This is a genomic window from Allobosea sp. 10L422, from assembly GCF_056395345.1.
Window position 1 is genome coordinate 1 of the sequence record NZ_JBFTJI010000012.1, and the last position, 25,516, is coordinate 25,516.

Annotated in this window: 23 protein-coding genes, 1 tRNA gene and 1 pseudogene; 13 read left to right on the forward strand and 12 right to left on the reverse strand. The window is 64.8% G+C overall.

Annotated elements, in window-relative coordinates:
- The first annotated feature begins 123 nt into the window (after positions 1 to 123).
- The 5 genes from AC1DEZ_RS20825 to AC1DEZ_RS20845 all read left to right on the forward strand — a co-directional run bounded on the left by AC1DEZ_RS20825 (position 124) and on the right by AC1DEZ_RS20845 (position 3,254).
- A complete protein-coding gene (locus tag AC1DEZ_RS20825; RefSeq protein WP_476780574.1) occupies positions 124 to 513 on the forward strand; it encodes a glycoside hydrolase family protein in 390 nt (129 codons plus the stop codon).
- On the forward strand, positions 510 to 893 hold the full coding sequence (locus AC1DEZ_RS20830) for a hypothetical protein (protein ID WP_476780575.1): 384 nt from the start codon (positions 510 to 512) through the stop codon (positions 891 to 893). The genes AC1DEZ_RS20825 and AC1DEZ_RS20830 overlap by 4 nt, the downstream gene beginning before the upstream one ends.
- A 201-nt stretch (positions 894 to 1,094) precedes the next feature.
- Entirely contained in the window at positions 1,095 to 1,322 is a 228-nt protein-coding gene (locus AC1DEZ_RS20835) for a hypothetical protein (protein ID WP_476780576.1), read from the forward strand.
- Between the two features lie 497 nt (positions 1,323 to 1,819).
- Positions 1,820 to 2,029, forward strand: a complete 210-nt coding sequence (locus AC1DEZ_RS20840) for a hypothetical protein (RefSeq protein WP_476780577.1) — start codon at positions 1,820 to 1,822, stop codon at positions 2,027 to 2,029.
- Positions 2,030 to 2,213: 184 nt separating this feature from the next.
- On the forward strand, positions 2,214 to 3,254 hold the full coding sequence (locus tag AC1DEZ_RS20845) for a hypothetical protein (protein WP_476780578.1): 1,041 nt from the start codon (positions 2,214 to 2,216) through the stop codon (positions 3,252 to 3,254).
- Positions 3,255 to 3,263: 9 nt separating this feature from the next.
- Here the strand turns inward: AC1DEZ_RS20845 and AC1DEZ_RS20850 are convergent, their stop codons facing one another.
- Complete coding sequence (locus AC1DEZ_RS20850) at positions 3,264 to 3,518, reverse strand: DUF7696 family protein (RefSeq protein WP_476780579.1); 255 nt, start codon at positions 3,516 to 3,518, stop codon at positions 3,264 to 3,266.
- 172 nt (positions 3,519 to 3,690) lie between these two features.
- Here AC1DEZ_RS20850 and AC1DEZ_RS20855 point away from each other — a divergent pair, with 172 nt between their 5' ends.
- A complete protein-coding gene (locus AC1DEZ_RS20855; RefSeq protein ID WP_476780580.1) occupies positions 3,691 to 4,077 on the forward strand; it encodes a hypothetical protein in 387 nt (128 codons plus the stop codon).
- 213 nt (positions 4,078 to 4,290) lie between these two features.
- On the opposite strand, the gene AC1DEZ_RS20860 is transcribed toward AC1DEZ_RS20855, so the two are convergent.
- Positions 4,291 to 5,511, reverse strand: coding sequence for a hypothetical protein (locus tag AC1DEZ_RS20860; protein WP_476780581.1), 1,221 nt, complete (start codon positions 5,509 to 5,511; stop codon positions 4,291 to 4,293).
- A gap of 203 nt (positions 5,512 to 5,714) precedes the next feature.
- Between AC1DEZ_RS20860 and AC1DEZ_RS20865 the strand changes: the two genes are divergently transcribed.
- A complete protein-coding gene (locus AC1DEZ_RS20865; RefSeq protein WP_476780582.1) occupies positions 5,715 to 5,930 on the forward strand; it encodes a helix-turn-helix transcriptional regulator in 216 nt (71 codons plus the stop codon).
- Here the strand turns inward: AC1DEZ_RS20865 and AC1DEZ_RS20870 are convergent.
- Positions 5,927 to 6,184, reverse strand: coding sequence for a helix-turn-helix domain-containing protein (locus tag AC1DEZ_RS20870; protein ID WP_476780583.1), 258 nt, complete (start codon positions 6,182 to 6,184; stop codon positions 5,927 to 5,929). The genes AC1DEZ_RS20865 and AC1DEZ_RS20870 overlap by 4 nt on opposite strands.
- A 74-nt stretch (positions 6,185 to 6,258) precedes the next feature.
- On the opposite strand from AC1DEZ_RS20870, the gene AC1DEZ_RS20875 reads away from it, so the two are divergent.
- Positions 6,259 to 6,687 (forward strand): DUF669 domain-containing protein, encoded by a 429-nt coding sequence (locus AC1DEZ_RS20875; protein WP_476780584.1) that lies wholly within the window; start codon positions 6,259 to 6,261, stop codon positions 6,685 to 6,687.
- Positions 6,688 to 7,170: 483 nt separating this feature from the next.
- Here AC1DEZ_RS20875 and AC1DEZ_RS20880 read toward each other — a convergent pair.
- The 9 genes and pseudogenes from AC1DEZ_RS20880 to AC1DEZ_RS20920 form a co-directional block, all read right to left on the reverse strand.
- A tRNA-Sec gene (locus AC1DEZ_RS20880) sits at positions 7,171 to 7,266 on the reverse strand.
- A gap of 105 nt (positions 7,267 to 7,371) precedes the next feature.
- Positions 7,372 to 9,189, reverse strand: a pseudogene (gene selB, locus AC1DEZ_RS20885) (selenocysteine-specific translation elongation factor); the annotation flags it as partial.
- Positions 9,186 to 9,947: a tetratricopeptide repeat protein gene (locus AC1DEZ_RS20890; protein ID WP_476780585.1), complete on the reverse strand. Its 762-nt coding sequence runs from the start codon at positions 9,945 to 9,947 to the stop codon at positions 9,186 to 9,188. The pseudogene selB and the gene AC1DEZ_RS20890, both read right to left, overlap by 4 nt.
- Entirely contained in the window at positions 9,934 to 11,340 is a 1,407-nt protein-coding gene (gene selA / locus AC1DEZ_RS20895; protein ID WP_441512411.1) for an L-seryl-tRNA(Sec) selenium transferase, read from the reverse strand. The genes AC1DEZ_RS20890 and selA overlap by 14 nt, the downstream gene beginning before the upstream one ends.
- Before the next feature lie 25 nt (positions 11,341 to 11,365).
- Positions 11,366 to 12,286, reverse strand: a complete 921-nt coding sequence (fdhE, locus tag AC1DEZ_RS20900) for a formate dehydrogenase accessory protein FdhE (protein WP_441512412.1) — start codon at positions 12,284 to 12,286, stop codon at positions 11,366 to 11,368.
- A 66-nt stretch (positions 12,287 to 12,352) separates the two neighbouring features.
- Positions 12,353 to 13,048 carry a formate dehydrogenase subunit gamma gene (locus AC1DEZ_RS20905; RefSeq protein WP_441512413.1) on the reverse strand — a complete coding sequence of 232 codons (696 nt, stop codon included), beginning with the start codon at positions 13,046 to 13,048 and terminating at the stop codon, positions 12,353 to 12,355.
- Entirely contained in the window at positions 13,032 to 13,952 is a 921-nt protein-coding gene (gene fdxH, locus AC1DEZ_RS20910; RefSeq protein WP_476780586.1) for a formate dehydrogenase subunit beta, read from the reverse strand. The genes AC1DEZ_RS20905 and fdxH overlap by 17 nt, the downstream gene beginning before the upstream one ends.
- Positions 13,953 to 13,962: 10 nt before the next feature.
- Positions 13,963 to 17,046, reverse strand: coding sequence for a formate dehydrogenase-N subunit alpha (fdnG, locus tag AC1DEZ_RS20915; RefSeq protein ID WP_476780587.1), 3,084 nt, complete (start codon positions 17,044 to 17,046; stop codon positions 13,963 to 13,965).
- A gap of 425 nt (positions 17,047 to 17,471) precedes the next feature.
- Positions 17,472 to 18,503 (reverse strand): LacI family DNA-binding transcriptional regulator, encoded by a 1,032-nt coding sequence (locus AC1DEZ_RS20920; RefSeq protein WP_441512416.1) that lies wholly within the window; start codon positions 18,501 to 18,503, stop codon positions 17,472 to 17,474.
- A gap of 165 nt (positions 18,504 to 18,668) precedes the next feature.
- On the opposite strand from AC1DEZ_RS20920, the gene AC1DEZ_RS20925 reads away from it, so the two are divergent.
- The 5 genes from AC1DEZ_RS20925 to AC1DEZ_RS20945 are packed head-to-tail and all read left to right on the forward strand — an operon-like array spanning position 18,669 to position 25,433.
- Positions 18,669 to 19,946 (forward strand): ABC transporter substrate-binding protein, encoded by a 1,278-nt coding sequence (locus AC1DEZ_RS20925; protein ID WP_441512417.1) that lies wholly within the window; start codon positions 18,669 to 18,671, stop codon positions 19,944 to 19,946.
- Positions 19,947 to 19,951: 5 nt separating this feature from the next.
- Complete coding sequence (locus AC1DEZ_RS20930; protein WP_441512418.1) at positions 19,952 to 20,974, forward strand: carbohydrate ABC transporter permease; 1,023 nt, start codon at positions 19,952 to 19,954, stop codon at positions 20,972 to 20,974.
- The gene (locus AC1DEZ_RS20935; protein WP_441512419.1) at positions 20,971 to 22,041 is read left to right on the forward strand and encodes a carbohydrate ABC transporter permease; all 1,071 of its coding nucleotides are present in this window, start codon (positions 20,971 to 20,973) and stop codon (positions 22,039 to 22,041) included. Before AC1DEZ_RS20930 ends, AC1DEZ_RS20935 begins: the two co-directional genes overlap by 4 nt.
- Positions 22,042 to 22,057: 16 nt before the next feature.
- On the forward strand, positions 22,058 to 23,125 hold the full coding sequence (locus AC1DEZ_RS20940) for an ABC transporter ATP-binding protein (RefSeq protein WP_441512420.1): 1,068 nt from the start codon (positions 22,058 to 22,060) through the stop codon (positions 23,123 to 23,125).
- 19 nt (positions 23,126 to 23,144) lie between these two features.
- A complete protein-coding gene (locus AC1DEZ_RS20945) occupies positions 23,145 to 25,433 on the forward strand; it encodes a glycoside hydrolase family 31 protein (protein WP_441512421.1) in 2,289 nt (762 codons plus the stop codon).
- The last annotated feature ends 83 nt before the right edge of the window (positions 25,434 to 25,516 follow it).

Here is a 25,516-nt window from a genome sequence, read left to right on the forward strand (position 1 = left end):
AGGATACAAGCCTCCCGCGCCAGAGGTCTTCATCCCCGCCATGACCGCGAGGGCGGCTGCGCAACCCGGACCAGCTACGCCGCCCGCGCTGGTGTCGAGACCAACCGTCCACTAACAATCACCTTGGACCAGCCGGCGGGGGCGGATCACGATGGCGACACGAAGGGCGTCACCAAGGGCATGGTGGAAACACCGGCCGGGTGTGACGCGCGCCTTTCCCGGCGGCTGATGGAGTTCCGCAAAGAACTGATCGCGTGCGTGCCCGGGTTCGATTCCAAGCCCTTGTCGTGGCGCGGCATGATGAACTCGCTGTCCTACAACATCGGCACCGGCGCGGCGTGCAAATCAACGGCGGCGCGGTTGGGTAAAGCAGGGCAGTACGAAGAGAGCTGCAGGGCGGCGACCGCGTTCAATCGGGCCGCGGGGAAGGTCATGATTGGCCTCGTCAAGCGCCGCACGACCGGCGACGCGAGCCGGATCGGCGAGCAGGAACTGTGTGAGGCCGGGCTTTGATCTGGGCTTGGCTGGTTGAAAAGTTAGGCGGCATCGGTGCCCGCCTGGCTGTGTTTGGCATGGTCCTGGCAATCGTCGCCTTCGGCTTCTGGCGCGGAATGGCAGCGATCGACGCGGCGCAGGAGAGGGCGGTTAAGGCCGCCGTGTCCGCTGAGCGGGGCTATTGGGTGACGCAAATCGCCGAGAGCAACGCGCTCGCAGAACGCGAGCGTCTGGAAATGTCGCGCCGCGTTCTTGCGGCTGAGACCGAACGAGCGGAGGCCGAAACGCAGGCAAAGACCGCATTTGACGAACTGGAGAAGAAGAATGCGGAATTGCCGGATGGCGATGGCTGTGGCCTTAGCCTTGAGCGCGGCAGCCTGCTCGACACAATCCGATAGGCCCGTTGTGAGAACGCAGCTGGTTGTGCCGGAATTGACCGCGGCGCAACGGAGTGACTGCCCCCGGCCCGTAGCCATCCCGCGGCGCCGGTTGACGCAAAAGGATGTCGTGTCGCTCTGGGGGCGTGATCGGCGCGAGCTTGTGTCCTGCGGCGCGCTCCATCGATCAACGGTGGCGACTATTGGCCTGCCGGTGCCGCGATGACCGTCGAGACCGATACCCGCGACCGGACAATCAAGCTCGAGGCGGACGTTGAGCACCTGACGGAGAAGCTGGAAGGCGTGTCCAAGAAGGTCGACGAGATGCACGCGCTGCTGCTGCAGGCCAAGGGGGCACGGTGGGCTATCCTCGCCATGGCAGCGATCGGCGGCTTTGTGTCGGCCAAGCTGTCCATGTTCTTTCCGTGGCTTTCCGTCACGCCGCGGTAGAGCGGGGCGGCTCGCCCGAGCTATCCCGATGCCCCCGAAATCGAGCGGCTGACCGCCGCAAGATGGCTTGGCCGGCCCAACCGGCTGCCTTCGGGCGTTTCCTCCCTAAACTTGGCCCCGTCAGCTCCGGCTGGCGGGGCCTTTTCTTATTTGAGAGCGCGGCGCGCCAGATAGCTCTCAGCGAAGAGCCAGGGGCAGCACCACAACCGCCGCTACAGCCACCACGATAGCCGCCCGGATCAGAACGCCGTTGATCCGATCCATTGAGGCCTCTGAGTTGTCGGGCGTACGCATGACAAGCCCTCCCGCAGACCAGCAGATTTGCTGATTGTGGGCGGGAGGGCAACGCCTTCTTCGACAGCTTCAGCCTAGAGCTGTGATGGCGCGGATAGAGGCGCATTGGCCCCGCTGGCCTCGGCGGCCCGGGCTTTTTGCGTTTTGGATGAGCCCCATTGGTGTCATGCTCGATAGTCCAATCCAGAAGCGCAGAGCCGGCTATGACGCACCCGTCCATCCAGGGCACATTGTTGAGACTGTCGCACCATTATCCTGATGCGAAGGATCTCCTGCGAGCGGTCCGCGAAGCCCACCCTGACGCCTCCAAAAAGGACGTCACTCTCGCGGCCCTCGACATCATCATCGAGGCCGCCGGGAGCCAGGAAGGGCTGCTGCGTCATCTCCACCAGCGGGCGAAGAACGAGGGGTAAGGCTTCGTCACCGCCCTGACTTCACATGGCGCGGCTGGATAGGCATCTTTCTCTTAGCTATTCTTTTGCTGGTCGCATAAGCTCCAGCTTGGCCTAGGATCATATTTCGCTTAGTTTTTGGTTGCGTTATGATTGGGCTTTAGTTGCTAATTTAGTAAATTCTGATGGTTCGCGGAGGGTTACCGTGGAACAATCAAGGCAATTGATTCAGATAAATTGCGCATCATCCGGGGAGGTTCCGGGCGCAGACGCTGTTTGCGCCGAATTGGAACTGATACTGCACAGCGTCGATTTCCAGGCTCCAGATCGGGTTCGATCATTCCTTCGATACATCGTCAGTGAAACTCTCTCCGGGAGAGAAGCAAGGCTGAAGGCCTATGCGATAGCGATAGCGGTATTTGGCCGAAACGAAGATTTTGACGCGATGAATGATCCGGTCGTGCGGATTGAAGCCGGCCGCCTGAGGCGTGCCTTGGAGCGATACTATTTGCTCGAAGGCAAAGGCGACGAAGTTGTCATCGAGGTCGCAAAGGGAAGCTACGTCCCCACATTCCGCTGGCGCCACGGCGGAAAGCAGCTTGCGCCTGAGCAAGAATTAGATCGACCGAATGGAGAAAGCTGGGTCGAGAGCTTCAATTTCCAGAAGATTGCCAGCGCGCCATCGGTCGCGGCTTGCGTTCTATTGCTCGGCTTAACGCTGTTTCTCGCCGTCGCGATGCGGACTATAAGGGATGATTCAGCGCCGCAGCTACCAACAACCGAGGTGACGGCCGCTCCGGAGATTATCGTAAGGCCGTTTGTTAGCCTGTCATCGTCGCCAGAGAGCGTTACATTCGCCGCTGCTCTGTCCGAGGAGGTTCTGAACCGTCTCGCGCAGCAGAAGCAGTTGCGGGTTTTTGGAAGAGACGGCCCGGCCGACCCGTTGACTAGACCGCGCAGTTATCAGGTCGCGCACCAGTACGTTGTGGAGGGTAGCGTTCGGCAGGCGGGCGATAAGTGGCGCATCATTACGCGCCTGATTGATAAACGCACGGCTGCGGTCAAATGGGCGAACTCCACAGATGGCGAATTGCGCGACGGATCCGGGGAAGCAATCCTGGCCGCCGATTTGGCCGACCTGGTCGCCCTTCAAACAAGAATGCGCGCTTCTCCGGCGGAAGCATTGGCGCGCACTGCAACGGTGCCTCCAAAGTTGGGGGCGGCATCCGATAGCGAAGCACGGTAAAGGGCCAACTCAACCCTTGGCCTTCAATGCCGCATAGCGGTCGATCTCTGCACGGAGATGCGGCACGGGCTTCTCCTCGCGGATGCTCTTGATACCGCGCAGGCCATCCTTCACGCCGTCCAGAGCTTCGTTGCGATCCCCGAGCTTCATGCCGGCGAGGTAGCGGATTTCGCACTCGTGTTTCCATTCCTCGGACCAGGTCGAGACCTCGCGGCCGGAGAGGATGGAGAAGGTTATAGGCGGGTTGTCAGGCGGGTAGGGCATCGGCTCGAATCGCGGTTCGTCGTCGCACCGGGGTAGACCAGCAGAGCCCGGCCGACCAAGGAACGATTCCACCGTCATCCCGTTCTCGACTCCGTCGAGTGGGAGTTGCGTCATGTGTGCCCAGCGAATTCTTCGATCGGGCCTACCCTCGGATACCATCAGCGGCCGGGCGATGCCGCGCGACGATGAGCGTCAGGGCGTCCTCGATCTCCGCGTTCTGCCAACCTATCGCGCCTACAGCGCAACCCAAGGATGGGTCGACACGGTCGACGAGGTCCAGTTGCTCGCCAGCGCCTTTGCCGATCGGCTCTCGGACGTCACGAGCATCCGGAGCTTGGGCGAACTGGACGATACTGACGCGGCCGAGGTCAACGCGAACATCGCTTCGATCGCCAAGGCGGCCGACGACCTCATCTGCGCTGTGATCAGCAATGCTGAATCTCGTGGACTCCAAGCGACAGGGCCGTGGATGGATATCCCCCTTTTCGAGTGCCGGGAATTCGAGGTCGAGGAGCGCGACCCGATCGGAGACCAAGCAGACGACGCGTACGGTCAATGAAGAAGTAGCTGGCGCCAATCGTCTGGTTGGAGTTGCGTTCAGCTTCATCCCTCACGATTCATGATCCGTTCTGATTTGTCGAATCGTCCCAGCGCTATGCAAATAGTCCCATAGTAACCTTCGCTGATCAGCGCCAAGCCCCGCTCAGCCATCCACCCGCGACGAACACGAGAGCCAAGAAGGCGTGGGCAATAGTGAATCCGTTGGCGCGGATCATGGGGCCGCGTGCCTAGCGGCCTCCCACAACGCCCTAACATCGTCCTCGCCGAAACGGATTAATTGGCCAAATACGGCGCCAATCCCGTTTGCTCGCGCCAGTGCGGCAACATCATCCGCAGGCACGCGCAAATAAGCAGCTGCCTCGGCCAAGTCATAGATCCGACCAAGCGGCCCGGGGCTAGACACCGCAGGTGCCTCTCCGCGTGCCGCACCTCGAGCTACGAGTCTCTGGTCAATGTGCTTGCTGTAGTGCATCACCTTGCCGATCGACATTCCGACCATGGCCGCAATCTGCTGGTGCGTCTTGCCGCTGATACGCTCGTCGCAGACCTTGGTCGCGCGCAGGTCGTGTGGTGTGTACCCTCGAAGGGGAGCGCCGGGGTCACTCGCTGCATAGGCGTTCCAGGCGTCGCGGAGGCGGTCGGTGTTGTACGCCCTGCCGTCTGGACGGCGGATATAGGGCTCGTTCCCAGCCGCTCCCCAGCCGTCAATTTCCGCGATCTGCTCCGCTGTCAGCAGGCTCCAATGTGGCTTGTTCTGGAGCTTCTTGATCTTGTGGCCGATGCCATCCTCGTCGCGGTCGGCAGGGCGTATTGTGATGAGATCTGAGATGCGCTGACCGGTGGCGCGCCCAAGGATGCCGAGTCGCTGCACCGCCGTCGGGCATTCCGGCGCCATTAGCGCGGACCATGCCTCTGGCGTCAGCGGCTTCGCGCCGTTGCCTTCCTCATCCAACGTGTCCACGTCCCGTGCCGGGTTGTCTTTCCGCAGCCCCTTCTGAACGGCGTATTTCATGAGCTTCCTAGCCATGACGAGCGTCATATTGGCCGTGGATGGTCGGTCTGAAAGCCTCTCCACGAGCGCCGAGACGTCGGCAATGGAGACGTCGCCAGGCCGGCGGTATTTCCACGCTGCCAGGATCGGCTTCGTAGCGCTCTCGTAGGTGCCGACCGTGTTTTCGCTTAGCTGACCCCACCTCGCCGTCAGCTTGTAGTCTCTGACCAAAGAGCGCATGTCGTAGAGGGCAGGTACGCCGTCCTGTTCCCGTCGGATACCCTCAATCTCGTCGTGCCATTCAGGCGTGCCGTATTCCGGCAGGCGTCTACACTCGCCTTCGTTCGGCTTGCCGCGGTTCGGCGTGTAGTACCAGTAGGTCTTTCTGGGCTTTCGAACGGCAAAGACGCCCGGGGGAAGCTCGCGCGGTTGATGATCCATGATTTGCAGCAATGGGCCTAGATATTGGGTACAAGCGCAGACGCATAATCACGAGGAATACCAGCGAGTCGAGCGGGTTCGGTGTCTGGTACGGTTCCCGCCATTGTTGGTATGTGCTGTGGATACAGCGAACAACTTTCCTCAATGCATGGCCGGCCCAACTGCGTTCGTTAGCCTTGGCATCCCGTCACAGGAGATGCGCTATGGATACGCTGACAACCCGGCCAGACCGCCTCATTCGGATGCCTGAATTCAAGGCCCGCATCGGCCTAAGCCGCACCACCATCTATTTCAAGGTGAAGGACGGCTCTCTGCCAAAGCCGGTCACGTTAGGCGGAAACACAATCGCCTGGCGCGAGTCTGAGGTTGACGCTTGGATGGCCTCCCTGCCGTATACGCAGGCTGAAGAAGGCTCCTAGCCCCTCAGCGCCACCCCCGGGCCGGTAGCCACGTCGCCGTCGGCTAGGAACTGGATGCCGGCGGCCTGAAGAGCGCTGATGACCGCGACGACGTTATTCTTCATCCCGACGGCCCGCCCGTCGCTGGCTTCCATCCGCTTGAGCGTAGGGACTGAGATGTTTGCGTTTGCGGCGAGCGCTGCTTGCGAGATGTTGGCCAAAGCGCGCGCTGCCGCGATCTGCCGTCCTGTCACTAGCTGATCCATAGGTATCATTTTTAACCATAGGGGTTGACTAAGGGTTCTCTGTGAGCTAAATGTATCACATCGACACCTTGGGAGCAACAGACATGGCTAGCATTGGCGGAAACTACAATCCCGACGCCGAACCGAGTTCTGGCTACACGCCCCTCCCGGCGGGTGAATACCAGATGGAAATCGTGGAAAGCGAGTACACGGCGACCAAATCGGGCACCGGCATGGTCTTGAAGTGCAAGGCGCAGATCGTCGGCGGCGAGTACGACGCACGACCGTTCTACATCAACTACACCCTCGAGCACGCCGACGAGGCTGCGCAAGAAATCGGCCAGCGCGAGTTTGCGGCCCTACGTCGCGCAACCGGCGTGCTTGCGCCGAAGGATACCAGCGATCTGCACTGGACTCCATTTGACGTCTGTATCGGCATCCAGCCGCACCACGAGACCGGCGATCCGGAGAACTACATCAGGGACTACGTCTATACCCGTAACGAGCCCGCCGAACTCCGGAGGGCCGCCTAGACGCCGGGCCAGCGACCGATAGCAACCCATTGCCGCCGCGCCGCAACAAGGCCTTCTCTGCAGGGGGCGGGTTTGCGCCTAGTGTTTTGGGGGCTCGGCTGCCATCAAAAAGCGGGAGACGGCGAGTTCCAGCGCCTCGCGCTCGCGACCCTCAGGGCTCGCCCGTTTCGCGCCGTCCAGTACTCTGATTCGCGACAGTGCCTCTCGATATTCGTGGGAGGTTGATACGTGCAGAAAATACCGGACGTCGTCGTTGTCGGCGTGTTGCTCATGCATATCGAGCCTCCTGACGCACGACCTTACGCCTTCCGGACGAGCGAGCGCTATCAAATCCAACACGCGACTTGGATTTGCGCCGCGCGCGGCCCGCTCTCGGCAACGGTGGCTGGCTTCCTGCTGGCCAAAATGGCGTCATTGGCCGTTAGGTGAGGCGTTATGATTGTTCTGGAGGTCGAGCTAAAATCCTAATTATTTCAAAGAGTGTGGCGGAAGAGAATGGGAGTCGAACCCACCAGAGACCGTCTGACGGCCCCTCCCGGATTTGAAGTCCGGACGCCCCACCGGGGACGCTTCTCCTCCATCGGGCATCCCCGGCTGCGGGCCGAACAGATCGAGCCTTTGCCGGTTGATGCGCCTGAGATCGCCGCGGCGGATGGTGAGGCCATGACGATCGAAGAATTCGAGTATCTGGATAGCCACCTTTCGGCCGTTGTCGAGCCTGTCGCGAAACTGCGCGGCGTTAAAGCCGGCCGGATCGGTGCCTGCAAGCTCCACGGCGATGCCGACCATCTCGGTCAAGGTCGCCCGCAGGAAGAAGTGGTCGAGCGCAACCTCGTGAACATCGCCGCGCCGGCCAGCTAGCCGGAACAAGCGGCGGATGTCCTCTTCGCGGTGGCCAAGCATCTGGCCGATATCGCGCACGCGCGGAGGCCGGAACCGCTCCTGCGCATCGATCAGCGGCGCGATCCGCGACCAGAGCGCCTCGTCCTCGGGCGAGAGCCTGACCTCGTGCTCAGGGCGCCGGACCCATGAACCGGCCATGACGAGCAAGCCGCTATCGGCAAATCGCCCCAGCACCATCCGGAAGAGCGGCGCAGGCAGGCGTGGCGCGACGGCAAGGCGCAAGCGCTCCAGGCCCATGCCGGGCAAATCGGGATGCTCGGCATGCCAGACGTCGAGCCGCTCGACCGTCGCCTGCGAGAGGTCCCGCCAGTTTTCGGGCAGCATCGCGAGCGAGCCGATCCGGACAAGACCAAGCCCGGCAGCCAGTTCGCCGTTCGCCGCGGCTCCGAGCGCGCGATCTCGGACGAAACCGTCGAGGTCGATGTGATGCGGCGGCAGGGACAGGAGCGCGCGCAGCGCCTCGGCCGGGTCGGACAGCCCGAGCGCCGCGAGCTGTGCCAGCCGCTCCGGGCTGCGGCGCCGGCGCTCCGGCGCGCGGAGGTCGAGAATGCGTCCGCCGCCGATGGTGCGCGAGGCGCTGGCGTCGCGCAGCACAAAGCGGTCGAGCGCCGAGGCGGCCAGAGGGGTGTCGAGGACGAGCTGAACGGGAGCCGTGGCGCCGGGGACGATCTCCTCCCCGAGCAGCACGATGCGCGCTCCGACCTCCGCCGCCGCATGGTGCAGCCGCACCGGCTGCCACATCGTCAGCGGCTTCGCCTCTGTGGGCAGCACCGTAACCTCTGCATCGAGCCGCAGTGTCGGTGCATGAAGGGAGGGTACCAGCACGATGTCGCCATGCCGGATGGCGTCCTTGGAAATGCCCGGCCCGGCGAGGTTGAGCGCACAGCGATCTCCCGCTGCGCCGCGCTCGGCCGGGCGGTTCTGGGCGTGGACCGAGCGCACACGTGCCACTGTCCCGGCCGGCGAAACGATGACGCTGTCGCCCACGGCGACATTGCCGGACAGCACGGTGCCGGTCACCACCGTGCCCGTGCCCTGGAGGGTGAAGCAGCGATCGACGGCGAGGCGGAAGGCGCCATCGCTATGCTGCGGCCGGCTCGCATGCGCTTTCTCGGCAAGCAATGTAGATAGCGCGGCGATGCCGTCACCGGTCACGGTCGAGACGGGCAGGATCGGCGCCTCCGCGAAGGGCGTCTTGGCGAGCAGGTTTGCGATCTCGTTTGTGGCAGCGGCCAACCGATCCGGATCGGCCAGATCCGCCTTGGTGAGCGCCACGACAGCCTGTCCGATGCCGAGCAGCCGGGCGATGGCGACATGCTCGCGCGTCTGCGGCATCACCCCGTCATCCGCCGCCACGACGAGCAGAAGCAGGTCGATGCCGGAGGCGCCGGCCAGCATCGTATGGACGAACTTCTCGTGGCCGGGCACGTCGATGAAGCCGATGATGCTGCCGTCCGCCTGCGGCCAATAGGCGAAGCCGAGCGCGATGCTGATGCCGCGCGCCTTCTCCTCCTTCAGCCGGTCGGTATCCACGCCGGTCAGTCGCCTGACCAGCGAAGTCTTGCCGTGGTCGATATGACCGGCCGTGCCGATGATCATGACCCGGCCTCCGCCGGGGCAGCGGCAACCCGTGCGGCTTTGATGAAGGGAGCCGCGAGCAGGCTGCCCTTCGCCTCGGCGGCGAGCAGGAGGGCGAGCGCGCGGCCGGCATCCTGCGGCACGCCCTGGCCGAGCAGGGTCGCGGCGCCGAGCATCGCTTCGGAGTCCGGGTCCCCTGCCGCCATCCCGCGCTGCCACCATTGCGAGGCCAGCGTCGCGTCGCGCTCAACGCCGAGCGCATCGTGATGCATCATGCCGAGCCTGGTCATGCTGGTGGCTATCCCGCTCTTGGCCGCGGCCTGCGCCCAGCGCAGAGCCTCGGCGCGATCGGTGACGCGCCCGCCTTCCAGCAACATCCACGACAGCATGTCCTGGGCGGGGGCGTCGCCCTGTTCGGCTGCGAGGCGGTAGAGGCGCAGCGCCTCGTCGTCGTTCTGCTCAACGCCATCGCCCTTGAAATGAAGGGCCGCAAGATTGCGCTGCCCGACCGGATCGCTGCCCTCGGCTGAAAGCGTCAGCCAGCGCAGGGCCAGCGCCGGGTCGCGGTCGACGCCGTAGCCTTCGGCGAAGCAGGCGCCGATATTGTTCTGGGCACGACTGAAGCCGGCATGGGCGAGCGGACCCCAGATCGCGAGCGCGGCCGCATGATCGCAGCGCTCGACAGCGGCGGCCGCCTCGGCCATGGCCGCCGCCACATCATGGCCGCTCTCGGGCACGCCCATGGAATCCTTGCGGAAGAAGCGCTCAAGCCAGCCCATTGCTCGGCTCCGCGTTTAGCGCAGCGAGCTGCGCGGCGAAAAGCGCCTCGTCCTCGAGACAGCGCAGGTCGAAGATCAGCGCTCCCTGCGCGATCCTTCCAATGATCGGCACCGGGACGGCCCGAAAGGCCGCAGCCAGCTTCTCGATGGCCGAACCGGTCGTCTTGCCGGCCGGGCGCAGCGCAAGACCAGCGCTCGGCAGCGTCTCCAGGGGCAGCGCGCCGGAGCCGATCTGGCTGGCGCAGTCGATGACCTCGACCTGCCAGCTTGGGCCGAGCGAGCCGATGAGGCCGGGCAGGAGACGCTCCGCTGCGGTTCGCAGTTCCGCCGCCGTCCGCGTGAACAGCCTGAGCGTCGGCAGGCGCTGCGACAGGCGGTCGGGATCGCGGTAGAGCCGTAGCGTGGCTTCGAGCGCCGCCAGCCTGAGCTTGTCGAGGCGCAGCGCCCGCTTCAGCGGGTTTTTCGCCAGCTTGGCGATCAGATCCCTGCGCCCGGCGACGATGCCGGCCTGCGGCCCACCCAGCAGCTTGTCGCCGGAGAAGGTGACGAGATCGGCGCCGCCCTTCAGCGCGTCCTGGACCGTCTTCTCCTTGCGCAAACCCCAGCGCGACAGATCGATCAGCGTGCCCGAGCCGAGATCGTCGACGAAGGGCAGGCCGTGCTGGTCTGCGAGCTTGGCCAGCGCCGCCGGCTCCACCTCGGCGGTGAAGCCTTGCACCACATAGTTCGAGGTGTGAACCTTCATCAGCAGCCCCGTCTCAGGGCCGATGGCTTCGGCATAGTCCCTGAGATGCGTGCGGTTCGTCGTGCCGACCTCGCGCAGCACGGCGCCGGCACGCGCCATGATGTCCGGCATGCGGAAGGCGCCGCCGATCTCGATCAGCTCGCCGCGCGAGACGATGGCCTCGCGGTTCCTTGAGAGGGTGTTGAGCACCAGCAGTACGGCCGAGGCGTTGTTGTTGACGAGGATCGCATCCTCGGCGCCTGTCAGTTCGCGGATCAGATCGCGCACATGGGCGTCGCGCTCGCCGCGCTGACCGGCTTCGATCTCGTATTCGAGATTGGTTGGCGCGCGCATGGCGGTGACCACGGCCTCGATCGCCTCCTCGGCGAGGAGGGCGCGGCCTAGATTGGTGTGCAGCACCGTGCCGGTCAGGTTGATGACCGGGCGCTGCGAGGGCCGCCCGCGCTCTTCCAGCCAATCCAGCGCCATGCGGCTGACCTGTTCGAGGGAGGCGGCGGGCGGCTGGCCGCCGGCACGCAACTGCTCCAGAACCTGCCGGATCGCATCGGTGGCCGCTGCCCGTCCATGGCGAGCGATGGCGAGTTCGCCGCCGGCACTGTGCAGCACGGTGTCAACCGATGGCGGGCGGAAGCGTTCGGGCTTGTTCATCAGGCTCCCTCCGGGAGACGCTTGATCAGTAGCCGAGCAGGAATGGGTTCACTCCCGCGCGCCGCCAGCCGGCCTCTTTCACCAGCAGGTCGAGGCCGAGGCTTGCGACATCGTCCGCTACGGGTTCCAACTCCATGTCCTTGCGCTGGTTCAGGATCTTCACATAGGTCCGGCACTCGTCGCAGATCTCGGCCTTGATCGTATCGGCGATGCCTTCGATCGCCTGATAGGCGATGCCTTTGGTCGACCCACACGAGACGCACTTGACCCGGACATGGTTCCATTGCGTCGCGCAGAGCGAGCACTGGACATAGCGCACGCCCTCGATATTGGCGTCGCCGACCACCGTGCTGCTGACGGGCGGTCCACCGCAGCAGGGGCAGACGCCGTCGGCGACAGGTTGCGGCAGGACAGGGTCGAGCTGCGCCGCGCGTTGCGCCGCGACGATCTGCACGGCCGCCGCGGCGAAGATGTGCTCGGCGAAGGCCTCGACCGGGACGGCATCCGCCAGAACCGCAGCGAACATCGCCCGCCGACCTTCGTCGTCGGCTTTGCCGGCACGATCGAGCGCGGCGCGGGCGAGATCGGGCATCGCGACATCGGCGAGCAGCGTCACGAGCCGCGCAAAGGCTTCCGAAGTGGTGGGATCGTCGGCCAACTCCTCACGCGGCAGGATCGGCATCGCGTGGCCGGCGCGTTGGCGCATCTGCGCCAGTGATGGCAGGGCAGGGGGCGGCAGCTCGCGCGCCAGCTTGTCCTGCACCTTCGAAAGCTCGGAGAGGAAGAGGAGATAGGCTTCGAGCTGATGGCCCGGAGCGAGCGCCGCGAAGCGCATCGCGCGCAGGCCGAACAGGCTTTCCGGCTTCGGCAATCTGACGAAAGGCGGCTTGTCGCGTTCGGCGATACCGACATCTTCGAAGGCGGCGAAGCCCGGATCGTCACTCATTCACTGTCCTCTCGAACCGCACCGGTCACGGGAGGCGGAGCGGCCGGAGCCGTCCCGCAATCGGATCTATTCGGCCGGGCCGGCGCTGTGGCCGCGCGGCGGTAGTTGACGTTCGTCGATCACGCCCTCCCGCGCCTCGTGCCGCAGCCAGAGTCGATGGTGCCGGAAGGCCCAGCCGCCCGTCACCTTGCCCTCGGTCATCGCGTTGATCGTACCGCGCACATAGAAGCCGGCATAGATATGGACGATGACGACGAGCAGCATCGCGATGGCTGCGAGCGCATGGATGATATGGCCGAAGCGCTGCTGCTCGATGGTGAAGCTGGCTCCGAAATACTCGTACCAGATCATCAGGCCCGTCCCGAACAGAACGAGGATCAGGAGCGTCATCAGCCAGAAGACGATCTTCTGGGCGCCATTGTACCTGCCGACTTCCGGGGCGCTTTCCTCCCGGCCCGACATCACCTCGCCGATATGGCCCATCCATCGGGTATCGGCCTTCGTCCAGAAATTGTAGCGGACCATCTGGATGAACAGGATGGCGAAGCTCGCCAGCAGCACGACGCCGATCCAGGGATGCAGGGCCCGCGTGTTGGAACCACCGCCGAACAGGCTCGACAGGAAGAACAGCGTGGGGTGGAACAGCGCGGCACCGCTGAACGCGAGCAGGATGAGCGAGATCGCGGTGATCCAGTGATTGACGCGCACGCGGCCGGGATAGCGGTCGACGGTCGTGCGCTCCTCTTCACGCCTCACGGCCACGGGCAGCCTCCTCGTCGATCAGATGCTCGGCCTCGCGATCCTCAGCGCGGCTGACATCGTTGCGTCGCGCCACCGTCGCATGGACGAAGGCGAASRYGGCGGCGAAGCCCACCGCTGCCATGCCGGYATATTTGGTCAGCCCCTTCCAGAGCTCGACCACCTGGCTGATCCGCGGGTTCGCCGGCAGGTTGGCGTAGAGCTGCGGCTGGTCGGCATGATGCAGCACATACATCACATGGGTGCCGCCGACGCCCGGCGGATCGTAGATGCCGGCGTTCCTGAAGCCGCGGGACTTGAGATCCGTCAGCCGCGTCTGCGCATGGTCGAGCATCGCCTGCTTGGTGCCGAACACGATCGCGCCGGTGGGGCAGGCCTTGGCGCAGGCCGGGGCCTGGCCGACCGAGACCCGGTCTGAGCAGAGCGTGCATTTATAGGCCTTGTGGTCGGACTGGCTGATGCGCGGGATGTTGAAGGGGCAGCCCTTCACGCAATAGCCGCAGCCGATGCAGTTCTCCGAGACGAAGTCGACGATGCCGTTGTTGTACTGCACGATCGCGCCAGGGGCCGGGCAGGCCTTGAGGCAGCCCGGATCGGCGCAATGCATGCAGCCATCCTTGCGGATCAGCCATTCGAGATTGCCGCTCTCGGGGTTCTCCCACTCGGTGAACCGCATCAGCGTCCAGGTGTTCGGCGTCAGATCATGCGGGTTGTCGTAGACGCCCCGGTTGATGCCGATCTCCTCGCGCAGATTGTTCCACTCGAGGCAGGCCGCCTGGCACGCCTTGCAGCCGATGCATTTGGAGACGTCGATGAGCTTCGCCACCTCGAAATCATGGCGGACGTCCGGCGGCCTGAAAGTGGTCGCCGAGATGCGGGCGAAGTCCTGACTCTGCAATCCTGCCATCGGACCCTCCCTAGCTGACCGCTGGCCCGTTGGACGGCTCGACATTCACCAGGAACGCCTTGAACTCGGGCGTATCGGTGTTGGCGTCGCCGACGAACGGGGTGAGGCTGTTAGGGCCGAAGCCCTTCCTGGCCGCACCGGTAAAGCCCCAGTGGAGCGGGATGCCGACCACATGGATGGTCTTGCCATCGCAGATCAGCGGTTTGATGCGCTTGGTCACCACGGCTTTGGCATAGACCGAGCCGCGGTTGGAGGAAACCTTCACCCACCCGCCCTTCTGGATGTTCTTTTCCGCCGCCAGCTGTTCGCTGATTTCGACGAAGAACTCCGGCTGCAGCACCGCATTGACCCAGACATGCTTGGTCCAGAAGTGGAAGTGCTCGGTCAGGCGGTAGGACGTCGCCGCATACGGGAACTTGTCCGAGGTTCCGAGCGCGGCGAGGTCTTCCTTGAAGATGCGGGCGACCGGGTTGCCGCGGATCTTCGGCGCCGTCACGTTGACGACGGGGCTTTCGAAGGGCTCGTAATGCGCCGGGAAGGGGCCGTCCCGCATCATGCCGCGAACGAAGAGGCGGGCCGATCCCTCGGGGTTCATGATGAACGGGCCCACATCCTGCGGCTTGGCCGTCGGCGCGATGTCCGGCACGTCGWASCCGGTCCAGGCCGTGCCRTTCCAYTCGATCAGCYTGCGCTTSGGATCCCASGGCTTKCCGTCGATATCGGCSGAGGCGCGRTTGTARAGGATGCGCCKGTTGGCYGGCCAGGMGAASGCCCAGTTCGAATAGGCGCCGGTATTGCCGGGATCGTTGGTGTCGCGCCGGGCCATCATATTGCCCCGCTCGGTCCAACTGCCCGAATAGATCCAGCAGCCGCAGGCGGTCGAGCCGTCATCGCGCAACTGGCCGAAGGTATCGACCTGCTTGCCCTTCTCCAGCAGCACCTTGTTCGGATCGGCCGGGTCCGCGACGGTGGAGACGACGTAGCCGTTCAGCTCCTTGGCCATTTCGTCGGGCTGCGGGTCCTGCGGATCGCGATAGGGCCAGTGCAGATTGACGATCGGGTCGGGGAAGGCCCCGCCCTCCTTCTGGTAGAGCGCCCGCAGGCGCATGTGGAGCTGCGCCATGATCCAGGTGTCGGCCTTGGCCTCGCCCGGAGGTTCCTGACCCGGCCAGTGCCATTGCAGCCAGCGGCCGGAATTGACCAGCGAGCCCTCGTCCTCGGCGAAGCAGCTCGTCGGCAGTTCGAAGACCTCGGTCTGGATCGACTCCGGCTTGACGTCGTTATGGACGCCTTCGTCTTTCCAGAAGCGCGCTGTCTCCGTCTGCAGCGGATCCATCACCACGAGGAATTTCAGCTTCGACAGCGACGCCGTGATCTTGCCCCGGTTGGGCGCGGACAAGAGCGGATTGAAGCCCTGGCAGAAATAGCCGTTGACCTTGCCCTGATACATCAGGTCGAAGGTGCGCAGCATGTCGTAGCCGGGCACGTCGAGCTTAGGCAGCCACTGATAGGAGAAATCGTTCTCCGCCGTCGCGGCCGGGCCCCACATCGACTTCAGGAAGCTCACCATGAACTTCCTGTAGTTCTGCCAGTAGCTCATCTGGTTGGGGCGCAACGGCTTGAAGCCGCGCGTCGACATATAGGTCGCGAAATCGACCTCCCTGTCCTTCGGTATCGCCAGATAACCCGGGATCAGGTCCGACATCAGGCCGATATCGGTCAGACCCTGGATGTTGGAGTGGCCGCGCAGCGCATTCATGCCGCCGCCGCGCACGCCGATATTGCCGAGCAGCAGCTGCACCATCGCCATCGAGCGGATGTTCTGCGAGCCCTTCGAGTGTTGCGTCCAGCCGAGCGCATACATCGACGTCATCGTCTTGTCGCGCGCCGAGCACTCCGAGATCATCTTGCAGATTGCCAGGTATTTGTCCCTAGGCGTGCCGCAAATGCGCTCGACCATCTCCGGCGTATAGACGGCGGTATGCTTCTTCAGGAGCTGGTAAACGCAGCGCGGATGTTGCAGCGTCTCATCGACCTGCACATAGCCGTCCGCACCGAGCTCATACTCCCAGGTCGAGCGGTCATAGTCGCGCTTGGCCTCGTCATAGCCGGTGAAGAGGCCGTCCTGATAGCTGAAGCCCTCCTTCACGATATAGGGCGCATTGGTGAACATGCGCACGTAGTCGTGCTGGATCTTGTCGTTGTCGATCAGGTACTTCATCACCCCGAGCAGGAAGGCGATGTCAGTGCCTTGCCGGATCGGCGCATAGAAATCGGCGACCGAGGCCGTGCGCGTGAAGCGCGGATCGACGACGATCAGCTTGGCGCCACGCTGAGCCTTGGCCTCAGTGACCCATTTGAAGCCGCAAGGGTGCGCCTCGGCGGCRTTGCCGCCCATGACGATGATGAGGTCGGTGTTCTTGATGTCCGTCCAGGAGTTGGTCATCGCACCGCGACCGAATGTTGGGGCCAGACTGGCCACCGTCGGTCCGTGTCAAACACGCGCCTGGTTGTCGAACGCCAAGACTCCGAGGCTTCGCACGACCTTGTAGGTCAGGAAGGCCGTTTCGTTGGTGGTCGCCGAAGCGGCCAGGAAACCGGTGGTCAGCCAGCGGTTGACCGTCGCGCCGTCCTGGTTGGTGGCGACGAAGTTCTTGTCGCGGTCATCCTTCATCAGCCGCGCGATGCGGTCGAGCGCCTCGCCCCAGCTGATCTGCTTGAACTCGCGCTGGCCGGGCCCGCGATATTGCGGGAATTTGGTGCGCGTCTCGGAATGGACGAAGTCGAGGAGGGCGGACCCCTTCGGGCATAGCGTGCCGCGATTGGTCGGGTGGTCCGGGTCGCCCTCGATATGGATGATGGCCGGGTGAGCGTTCTTGGAGTTGTCACCCAGGCTGTACATGATCACGCCGCAGGCGACGGAACAGTACGGACAGGTATTTCGCGTTTCCGTGGTGCGCGCCAGCTTGAAGGGCCGCACGGCCTGGGCAAGCGCCTCTTCGGCACCCCCGAACCCCAGCGCGGCGACGGCAGAACCGCCCAGACCCGCGCCTGCGGCTTTCAGGAACTGGCGACGCGAGAGCTCATGCAGCATCTCAACCTCCCAGGCGAACAAGAGCGTCTTGTTCCTCTTTGGAATAGTGAAACTCTGCCCTGAGGGCGTCAAGCTGCCCATCCGCTGGGCAATGGCACGCGATGCTAGACTTTAGGCGTACGCCTCGGTTGCGGGAGAGCGCGAGGTGGAACGCTGCGCGCCGTCGTGGCTCCAGGGGCTCGCGGGTGTCGCTTCGCAAGATTGGAGCGTGATCCGCTATATCGAAGTTATACAGGTGTTTAGCAGCTCTTGTGAGCGCCCCTGCGGCTCCGAAGCGGCGAGCGTTGCGTGATGATCCGAGGCTGAAGAGATCGATAGGGCGCGCCGGCCGGAGCGCGCGCGGTACGCCACATGACGCGATCGTGACTTGCGGGGCGGCGGGCCGTTGCGGCCCCGCACCATGCGAGGCTGTTCCGTGGACGGAATCAGGCGCTGAGCCGTTCGATCATCGGTGGCGGGTCATGAGGCACATTGACTTCCTGCGTCGCTGCGCCGCTCCACAATGATCTGAGCTGCGCGACGACGTACTGGCCGAAATGCTCGTAGGGGATGCGGATCGAGGTCAGCCAGGGCGCGATCCAGCGATTGATCGCATTGCCGTCGATGCCGATCAGCGCGCAGCGCTCGGGAATGGCGACGGCGCTTTCGGCCGCCAGGCGATAGGCGCCGTAGGCGATCATGTCGCTGACGCAGAGGGCGCTGTCCGGCCAGCCGCCGGCCGCGACCATATTCCGCGCGGCGGCATAGCCGATCTCGATATGCGACAGGCCGGGCGCGCTCGCACGGCGGATACGATCGACCCCAAACCCGCGCGCGATCAGTCTGTCGACGAAGCCGTCGGCACGCTCGGCTGTGCTGGAGGCGTTCTCGGCCGCCATCAGCACGGCCGTGCTGTCGATGCCCCGCGCGAGCAGGTAATCGGCTGCGTCCGCTCCGGCGGCGCGGTTGTCGATGCCGACATACGCCCCACCGCCCAGCGGGTTGCGCCGCGCCACGAAGACCATCGGATCGCCGCGCTTCGATGCGTCGGCAAGGCCGGGGCTGCTTACTGCGCTAACCATGACATAGCCGGCGACGAACTGATCACGCATCGCGCGCAGATAGTCGTCCTGCAGATCGGCCCGGTCATGCGTGTCGCAGAGGATCATCACGAAGCCGGCGCCGCGCAGCGCGGCTTCGGTCGAGACTGCGATCGCGGCCATGGCGGGATTGTCGAGATTGGGCGCCAGCATCGCCACGACGCGGCTGGCCCGGCGCTTGAGTGCCCGCCCGACCGGGTTCGGACGGTAGCCCAGCCGGAGGATGGCTTCCTCGACCCGGGCGATCGTATCGGCGGAAGCCCGGCCGGCCTTGCCGTTGACGATCCGGGAAACGGTCGCGACCGAAACGCCGGTGTCGTGCGCGACGGTCGCCAGCGACGCCAGGCTCTGCTGCGGTCTTGCGGCCTTCGCCGTCATGATCCTCCCCGATCCCTTCGCACGGCATTGACGCCGGTGGGTGGGCATAAGCCGGCCGCACGCAGCAATGGCGTGCGCGTCGCCCGTTGACAAGCAAGGCAAACGTTTGCCTTAGTAGTTGTCAAGACGCTCGTTGAGGCGTCGTCATTCAGGGATGGAACGCAGATGCAGAGGAAGCAGTGGATTTCCGCGCTCGCGCTGACGGTTGGCCTCGTCGCCGGTAGCGGGGCCTTCGCCCAGACCACGGTGCGTATCGCCTGGTACTCCGACGGCAATGAGGGCGAGGTCGTTTCCGATCTGCTGAAGCGCTTCGAGGCTCAGAACAAGGACATCAAGGTCGTCCTCGATCAGGTGCCTTATAAGGCGATCACCGAAAATCTGCCGGTCCAGCTCGCCTCGGGGCAGGGCCCGGACATCGCCCGCGTCGTCGATCTCGGGGGCATCGCCCGCTATGCGCTCGACATGCGCCCCTATCTGAAGGACGCCTCCTACTGGGAGAAGAATTTCGGCCCGTTCCTGCCCTGGATGCGCCCTGAGGGTGATTCCAGCGCGATCACCGGCTTCATGACGCAGCTCACCGTCACCGGCCCCTTCGTCAACAAGACGCTGTTCGAGCAGGCCGGTATCGCCATGCCCGGTGCGAAGGCGACCTGGGAGGATTGGGGTAAGGCGGCCAAGGCCGTGGCCGACAAGGTCCAGGCGCCGTTCCCGCTGGCGATGGACCGTTCCGGCCACCGCTTCTTCTCGGTCGCTGTCTCCGAGGGCGCCAAGGTCTTCGACGACAAGGGCGAGCCCGCGGTGGTCGACGAGGGTTTCAAGCGCGCCGCCAAGCGGGTCTATGACTGGCACAATGACGGCGTGATGAAGAAGGAGCTCTGGGGCTCGGTCTCCGGCACCGCCTATCGCGGCGCCAATGACGAGTTCAAGAACGCCCAGGTGGTGATGTACCACTCCGGCTCCTGGCAGATCGCCCAGTTCGACAAGACGGTCGGCGATGCCTTCGACTGGGTCGCGGTTCCCTCGCCTTGCGGCGCGGGCAATTGCTCGGGCATGCCGGGTGGCGCCGGCCTCGTCGCGATCAAGACGACCAAGAGCCCGGAAGCCGTCGCCAAGGTGATGGATTATCTGGCGAGCGAGTCGGTGCTGAGCGAGTTCTATGCCCGCTCGCTCTTCGTTCCCGGCCATCTCGGCATCGCCGCCAAGGGCCTCGATTACAAGGATGCCAAGCCGCAGGCCAAGGCCGCGCTCAAGGTCTTCTCGGATCAGGTCGCGCAGCTCTCGCCGGTCGCCTACAAGCTGCAGGGCTACGTCAACAACCGCGTCATCTTCAACGCGACGATCAGCCGTCTCGGCCAGGCGATCTCGGGTGAAGGCACGCTCGACGAGGCCTTCAAGCGGATCGAATCCGACATCGCCCAGCAGATCGCCGAGCGTAAGAAGTAAGACGGATGGCCTCCGCCGACATGAACCCGCGCCGCGAGGGGGCGGGCGCCGCTGGCACTCTCGCCGCGCCGCTCGCGCTGCTCATGCGTCTCGTCGACTGGCCGATGCGGGCGCTCCAGCGCCTGATCGGCGAGCGGCGGATGGCCTATGTCTTCATTCTGCCCAACCTCGCCTTCTTCTCGCTCTTCGTCTTCCTGCCGCTCGTCATCAATTTCATCTTCTCGGTGACGGGCGGGGCAGGGCTCTTCCCGACCGAGCGGCCCTATGTCGGGGCGCAGCAATACGCCTATCTTTTCGACTGCGGCTCCTTCCTCGACCCATCGTCCTGCCGCGAGGATCATTTCTGGCGCGGCGTCTACAACACCGCCCGCTTCACCGCCTTTCAGGTCACGGCGATGGTGCTGTTCTCGCTCCTGACCGCCGTCGTTCTGAACATGAAGATCCGGGCGCGCGGCTTCTTCCGCGCCGTCTACTTCTTCCCGGTGCTGCTCTCGCCGGTGGTGGTGGCGCTGACCTGGAAATGGATTCTCCAGCGCGACGGCCTGCTCAACGCCGCCATCACCTCGCTCGGCGGCGAGCGCATCCTCTTCCTGGTCGATCCGAGCTGGGCGATGTTCTGGATCGTCTTCGTCTCGGTCTGGGCCCATATGGGCTTCTACACGCTGATCCTGCTCGCCGGCTTGCAGGCGATCCCGGCCGATCTCTATGAAGCCGCCGAGATGGACGCGACGCCGCGCTGGCGCATGTTCTGGCGCATCACTCTGCCGCTGCTCTGGCCGAACATGATCGTCGTGATCGTGCTGGCGCTGATCAAGGGCGTGCAGACCTTCGACGAGGTCTTCGTGCTCACCGGCGGCGGGCCGGGCACCGCGACGCTGCTGGTGGTGCATTACATCTACGAGACCGCCTTCGCCAATCAGGTCCAGAATTTCGGTCTGGCGGCGGCGGCCTCCGTGGTGCTCGGCGTCGTGCTCTTCGCGCTGACGCTGGCCCAGCTCGCGGCGAGTCGCCGCAAGGGGGCCGCATGAGCCAGGCTGTTCACGCCAACAAGGCCGTCGCCATGATGACCGCGCGCCGCAAACCCGGCCGCTGGCATTGGACCGACATCGCGGCTTACGCCTATCTCCTCGTCGGCGTCGTGCTGATGTTCGGGCCGGTGCTCTGGCTCGGAATGTCCTCGTTCAAGACCCAGGCCGGCCTGCTCGAATTCCCGCCTTCGCTGCTGCCGATGTCGCAGAAGGAAGTGGTCGTTCCCGGCCAGTCCCAGAAGCTGCCGCTCTTCGAGGTCGAGATGCCCGATGGCAGCAAGCGCGTGCTCGCACAGGTGCGCCGCATCGGCATCCAGGCACAGATGGTCGATCCGGCCAATCCGGGCGAGACGATCCGCGTCCCCATCGACAAGCGCACGCCCGTGCGCGAGTTCAAGCTCGCCACGGAGAATTACACCGAGCCGCTGGAGCGCTTCGCCTTCACCCGCTTCCTCTGGAACTCGGTCTTCGTCACGTTGGTCGCGACGATCATCACGCTGATCATCAACTCGATGGCCGCCTATGCCCTGTCGATCTACGAATTCAAAGGCAAGACGGCGGTAATGCTGATGGTTGTCGGCACGCTGATGATTCCGATCACCATCATCCTCGTGCCGGTCTATCTGGTCATCACCAAGCTTGGTCTCGTCAATTCGCTCTGGGCGGTGATCCTGCCGGGAGCCGCGACACCGACCGGCGTCTTCCTGCTGCGCCAGTACATGCTGACTCTGCCGCGCGATCTGATCGAGGCAGCGCGCATGGACAAGGCCTCGGAGTGGCAGATCTACTGGCGCATCGTCATGCCGCTCGCCATGCCGGCGCTGGCCGTGCTCGCGATCTTCTCGATCATGTGGCGCTGGAACGAGTTCCTCTGGCCGCTCGCCGTGCTGACCAAGACCGAGGCCTACACGCTGCAGATCGGCCTCAACGCCTTCCAGGGCGAGTTGCAGACGCAGTGGCACTACCTGCTCGCGATGACCGTGGTGACGCTGCTGCCGGTCGCGCTCGTCTTCGTCTTCCTGCAGCGCTTCATCACCACCGGCATTGCCAACACCGGCATGAAATGAGGGAAGTGAGTTCCGCATGGCCGAACTGAAGCTCTCCGCCGTCCGCAAGGCCTATGGCGCGACGACGGTGCTCCACGGCATCGACCTCGCTGTCGCCGACGGCGAGTTCGTCGTGTTCGTCGGCCCCTCCGGTTGCGGCAAGTCGACCCTGCTGCGCTCGATTGCGGGGCTGGAGGAGATCACCGGCGGCACGATCGCGATCGATGGCGCTGATGTCACCGGTCTGCCCGCCTCCGAGCGCGGACTCGCCATGGTGTTCCAGTCCTATGCGCTCTATCCGCATATGAGCGTCTACGCGAACATGGCCTTCGCGCTGGAGAACATGGGCTTCAAGCGCGACGAGATCGACAAGCGCGTGAAGCGCGCGGCTGAGATGCTGCGGCTGACCGATTATCTCGAGCGCAAGCCCAAGGCGCTCTCCGGCGGCCAGCGCCAGCGCGTCGCCATCGGCCGCGCCATCGTGCGCGACCCCAAGATCTTCCTCTTCGACGAGCCCCTCTCCAACCTCGACGCGGAGCTGCGCGTCGCCACCCGCAAGGAGCTCGCCGCGCTCCATGCCGAACTCGGCGGCACGATGATCTACGTCACCCACGATCAGGTCGAGGCGATGACGCTGGCCGACCGTATCGTCGTGCTGCAGGGCGGGCGGATCGAGCAAATCGGCACGCCACTCGAACTCTACAACCGCCCCGACAACCTCTTCGTCGCCGGCTTCATCGGTTCGCCGCGCATGAACCTCCTGCCCGGCCGCGTGACCGCAGCGGGTAAGGTCGCGCTGGGCGAGGGAGGCCATGAGGTCGCCTGCGCCACCGGCAGCCTTGCCGCTGGAGCCAAGATCACGCTCGGCATCCGGCCGGAGCATCTGGCGCTGGCGCCGGAAGGGCAGGGGCTGCCGCTTGCCGTCGATCTGGTCGAGCGCCTTGGCGGCGAGAGCTACCTCTACGGGGCTAGCGCCGGCCTGCCGCAGATCACACTCCGGCTCGACGGCCAGAGCGAGCATGAGCGCGGCCACGTGGTTCCACTCGCCTTCCCGCAACAGAGCCTGCACTTGTTCGACGAAGCCGGCCACGCGGTCCGACCCTGAGACTCCGAGAGAGATCCCTATGAAAGCCCTCACGCAAGGCCGCTATCTCGGCCGCGATGGCGAAGCCGCCCTGTTCGATGTCGGGCTCGGCCATACGCTCGCCGTGCGTATCCTCGAAGGAGATATCGGCCGGGTGACGCTGAAGCCGCAGGACGGCTACCGGCTCGATCGCGGCTGGTCGATCGCGCCCGGTGGGCTGGAGCCGCCCTATGAGGGCCGTCCGCGCGACAGCCTCGCCGGCTTCGCCTGCCCGAAGGCGAGCGTCAGCGAGGGGAGCGGCAAGGTCACATTGTCCGCCGGCGGCCTCACGGCCGAGATCGCACTTGAGCCGTTCAGCATCGCCTGGCGCCGCGACGGCGAGGACAAGCCCTTCCTCCAGGACCGCACGACCCAGGCCTATCTGGTTTCGCCGCGCACCGGCGCGCTCGCGCATTTCATGGCGCGCGACTACACTGAGCGGCATTACGGCCTCGGCGACAAGGCCGGCCCGCTCGACCGAACCGGCCGCCGCTTCGCCATCGACGCTGTCGACCCCTGCGGCTTCGACGCCGAACTCTCCGACCCGCTTTACAAGATGCTGCCGTTCTTCATCGTCGATGGGCCGACGGGCGCGCATGGTCTCTACTACGACAACCTCTCGACCGGCAGCGTCGATTTCGGCTGCACGCTCGACAATTACCACGGCCTGTTCCGCTCCTGGAAAGGCGACGACGGTGATCTCGACTACTACGTCATCGCCGGCCCGGCCGTGCCGGATGTCGTCAGGCGCTTCTCCTGGCTCACCGGCGGACAGGCTTTTGCACCGCTCTGGTCCTTCGGCTTCGGCGTCACCTCGATGGCGATCGCGGATGCGCCGGATGCCGATGCCCGCATCAGCGATTTCATCGGCAAGCTCGAGACGCATCGCATCCCTTGCGACAGCTTCCATTTCGGCTCGGGCTACACCCAGATCGGCCATCGCCGCTACGCCTTCAACTGGAACCGCGACAAGTTCCCCGACCCGAAGGCGACGATGCAGCGGCTGAACGATGCCGGCATCTTCACGGTCGCCAATCTCAAGCCCTGCCTGCTGGACGACCATCCGCGCCTGCAGGAAGCGCTCGACGACGGCTTCCTGGTCAAGGACGGCAAGACCGGCGCGCCGGCCGTTGCCCAATTCTGGGATGGGCTCGGCTTCCATCTCGACTACACCAACCCGAAGGGCCGTGCCTGGTGGCGGGGCGGCATCGAGACAGCGCTGCTCGATTACGGTTTCACCACGGTCTGGAACGACAACAACGAATACGAGATCTGGGACGAGGATGCCGTCTGCGATGGCGACGGCCGCCCCTTCCGGCAGGCGCTGGCGCGGCCCGCCCAGCCTTTGCTGATGACCAAGCTCTCTTATGAGGCGCAGGCCGATCGCCAGCCCGGCAAGCGGCAATATGCGATCACCCGCGGCGGCTGCGCCGGCATCTCGCGCTATGCGCAGACCTGGTCGGGCGACAACGAGACCGCCTGGAAGACGCTGCGCTACAACCTGACGCAAGGCCTCAATATGAGCCTGTCGGGCATGTTCAGCATCGGCCACGATGTCGGCGGCTTCCATGGCCCGACGCCTGGCCCCGAGCTTTTCGTACGCTTCAACGAATTCTGCGCCCTGTGGCCGCGCATGGTGATGAACTCTTGGAACGACGACGGCGTCGTCAACCTGCCCTGGATGTACCCGGAGATGGTGCCGCAGGTGCGCGAGGCGATCTCGCTGCGCTACCGGCTGATGCCCTATCTCTACACGCTGATGTGGCGCGCCAGCCGCGACGGCACCCCGGCGATCCGCCCGCTGCTCTGGGATTTCCCGAAAGACCAGCAAGCGGTGAAGACCGACGACGCGTTCATGCTCGGGCCGGATGTGCTGGTCGCGCCCGTGCTGGAGGAGGGTGCCCGTGAGCGCAGCGTCTACCTGCCGGAGCACGAGGGTGGCTGGTATGACTGGCACGAAGGCAAGCATTTCGCCGGTGGCGCGATTGCAACGGTCGCCGCGCCGCTCGGGCGCCTCCCGGTCTTCGTCCGCGCCGGCGCGCTGATCCCGCTCGGCAACGCCGAAGGCATCGACGACCAGCGCGAGCTCCTCGTCTGCGGGGTCGTCGAGGGCGCTTCCGGCGAACTCTACGAGGACGATGGCGAGACCAGCGACTGGCGCGGCGCCGGCGGGACAATCATCCGCTTCTGCGTCCGGGGGGGCGAGATCGAAATCCATCAGGAGGGCGAGACCGAGCCCCGGTTCGATCGGATCGCGATCCGGCACATCGGCGCGAACGGCGCCGTTTAAGGCGCCTGACGCCGCGGAAATGCCGAGCCTTCCAGCCCGATTCATGTCGGGTTGGAGGGCTCTCTTTTTCTGACCCGCCCGCA

Bases quoted from the DNA above. Each gene is read 5' to 3' on its own strand.
- AC1DEZ_RS20835 (WP_476780576.1), top strand. From the start codon at position 1,095: ATGACCGTCGAGACCGATACCCGCGACCGGACAATCAAGCTCGAGGCG.
- AC1DEZ_RS20850 (WP_476780579.1), bottom strand. From the start codon at position 3,518: ATGCCCTACCCGCCTGACAACCCGCCTATAACCTTCTCCATCCTCTCC.
- AC1DEZ_RS20840 (WP_476780577.1), top strand. From the start codon at position 1,820: ATGACGCACCCGTCCATCCAGGGCACATTGTTGAGACTGTCGCACCAT.
- AC1DEZ_RS20865 (WP_476780582.1), top strand. From the start codon at position 5,715: ATGGATACGCTGACAACCCGGCCAGACCGCCTCATTCGGATGCCTGAA.
- AC1DEZ_RS20930 (WP_441512418.1), top strand. From the start codon at position 19,952: ATGGCCTCCGCCGACATGAACCCGCGCCGCGAGGGGGCGGGCGCCGCT.
- AC1DEZ_RS20870 (WP_476780583.1), bottom strand. From the start codon at position 6,184: ATGATACCTATGGATCAGCTAGTGACAGGACGGCAGATCGCGGCAGCG.
- AC1DEZ_RS20925 (WP_441512417.1), top strand. From the start codon at position 18,669: ATGCAGAGGAAGCAGTGGATTTCCGCGCTCGCGCTGACGGTTGGCCTC.
- AC1DEZ_RS20935 (WP_441512419.1), top strand. From the start codon at position 20,971: ATGAGCCAGGCTGTTCACGCCAACAAGGCCGTCGCCATGATGACCGCG.
- AC1DEZ_RS20940 (WP_441512420.1), top strand. From the start codon at position 22,058: ATGGCCGAACTGAAGCTCTCCGCCGTCCGCAAGGCCTATGGCGCGACG.
- AC1DEZ_RS20855 (WP_476780580.1), top strand. From the start codon at position 3,691: ATGCCGCGCGACGATGAGCGTCAGGGCGTCCTCGATCTCCGCGTTCTG.
- selA (WP_441512411.1), bottom strand. From the start codon at position 11,340: ATGAACAAGCCCGAACGCTTCCGCCCGCCATCGGTTGACACCGTGCTG.
- AC1DEZ_RS20875 (WP_476780584.1), top strand. From the start codon at position 6,259: ATGGCTAGCATTGGCGGAAACTACAATCCCGACGCCGAACCGAGTTCT.
- AC1DEZ_RS20945 (WP_441512421.1), top strand. From the start codon at position 23,145: ATGAAAGCCCTCACGCAAGGCCGCTATCTCGGCCGCGATGGCGAAGCC.
- AC1DEZ_RS20860 (WP_476780581.1), bottom strand. From the start codon at position 5,511: ATGGATCATCAACCGCGCGAGCTTCCCCCGGGCGTCTTTGCCGTTCGA.
- fdhE (WP_441512412.1), bottom strand. From the start codon at position 12,286: ATGAGTGACGATCCGGGCTTCGCCGCCTTCGAAGATGTCGGTATCGCC.
- AC1DEZ_RS20920 (WP_441512416.1), bottom strand. From the start codon at position 18,503: ATGACGGCGAAGGCCGCAAGACCGCAGCAGAGCCTGGCGTCGCTGGCG.
- AC1DEZ_RS20890 (WP_476780585.1), bottom strand. From the start codon at position 9,947: ATGGGCTGGCTTGAGCGCTTCTTCCGCAAGGATTCCATGGGCGTGCCC.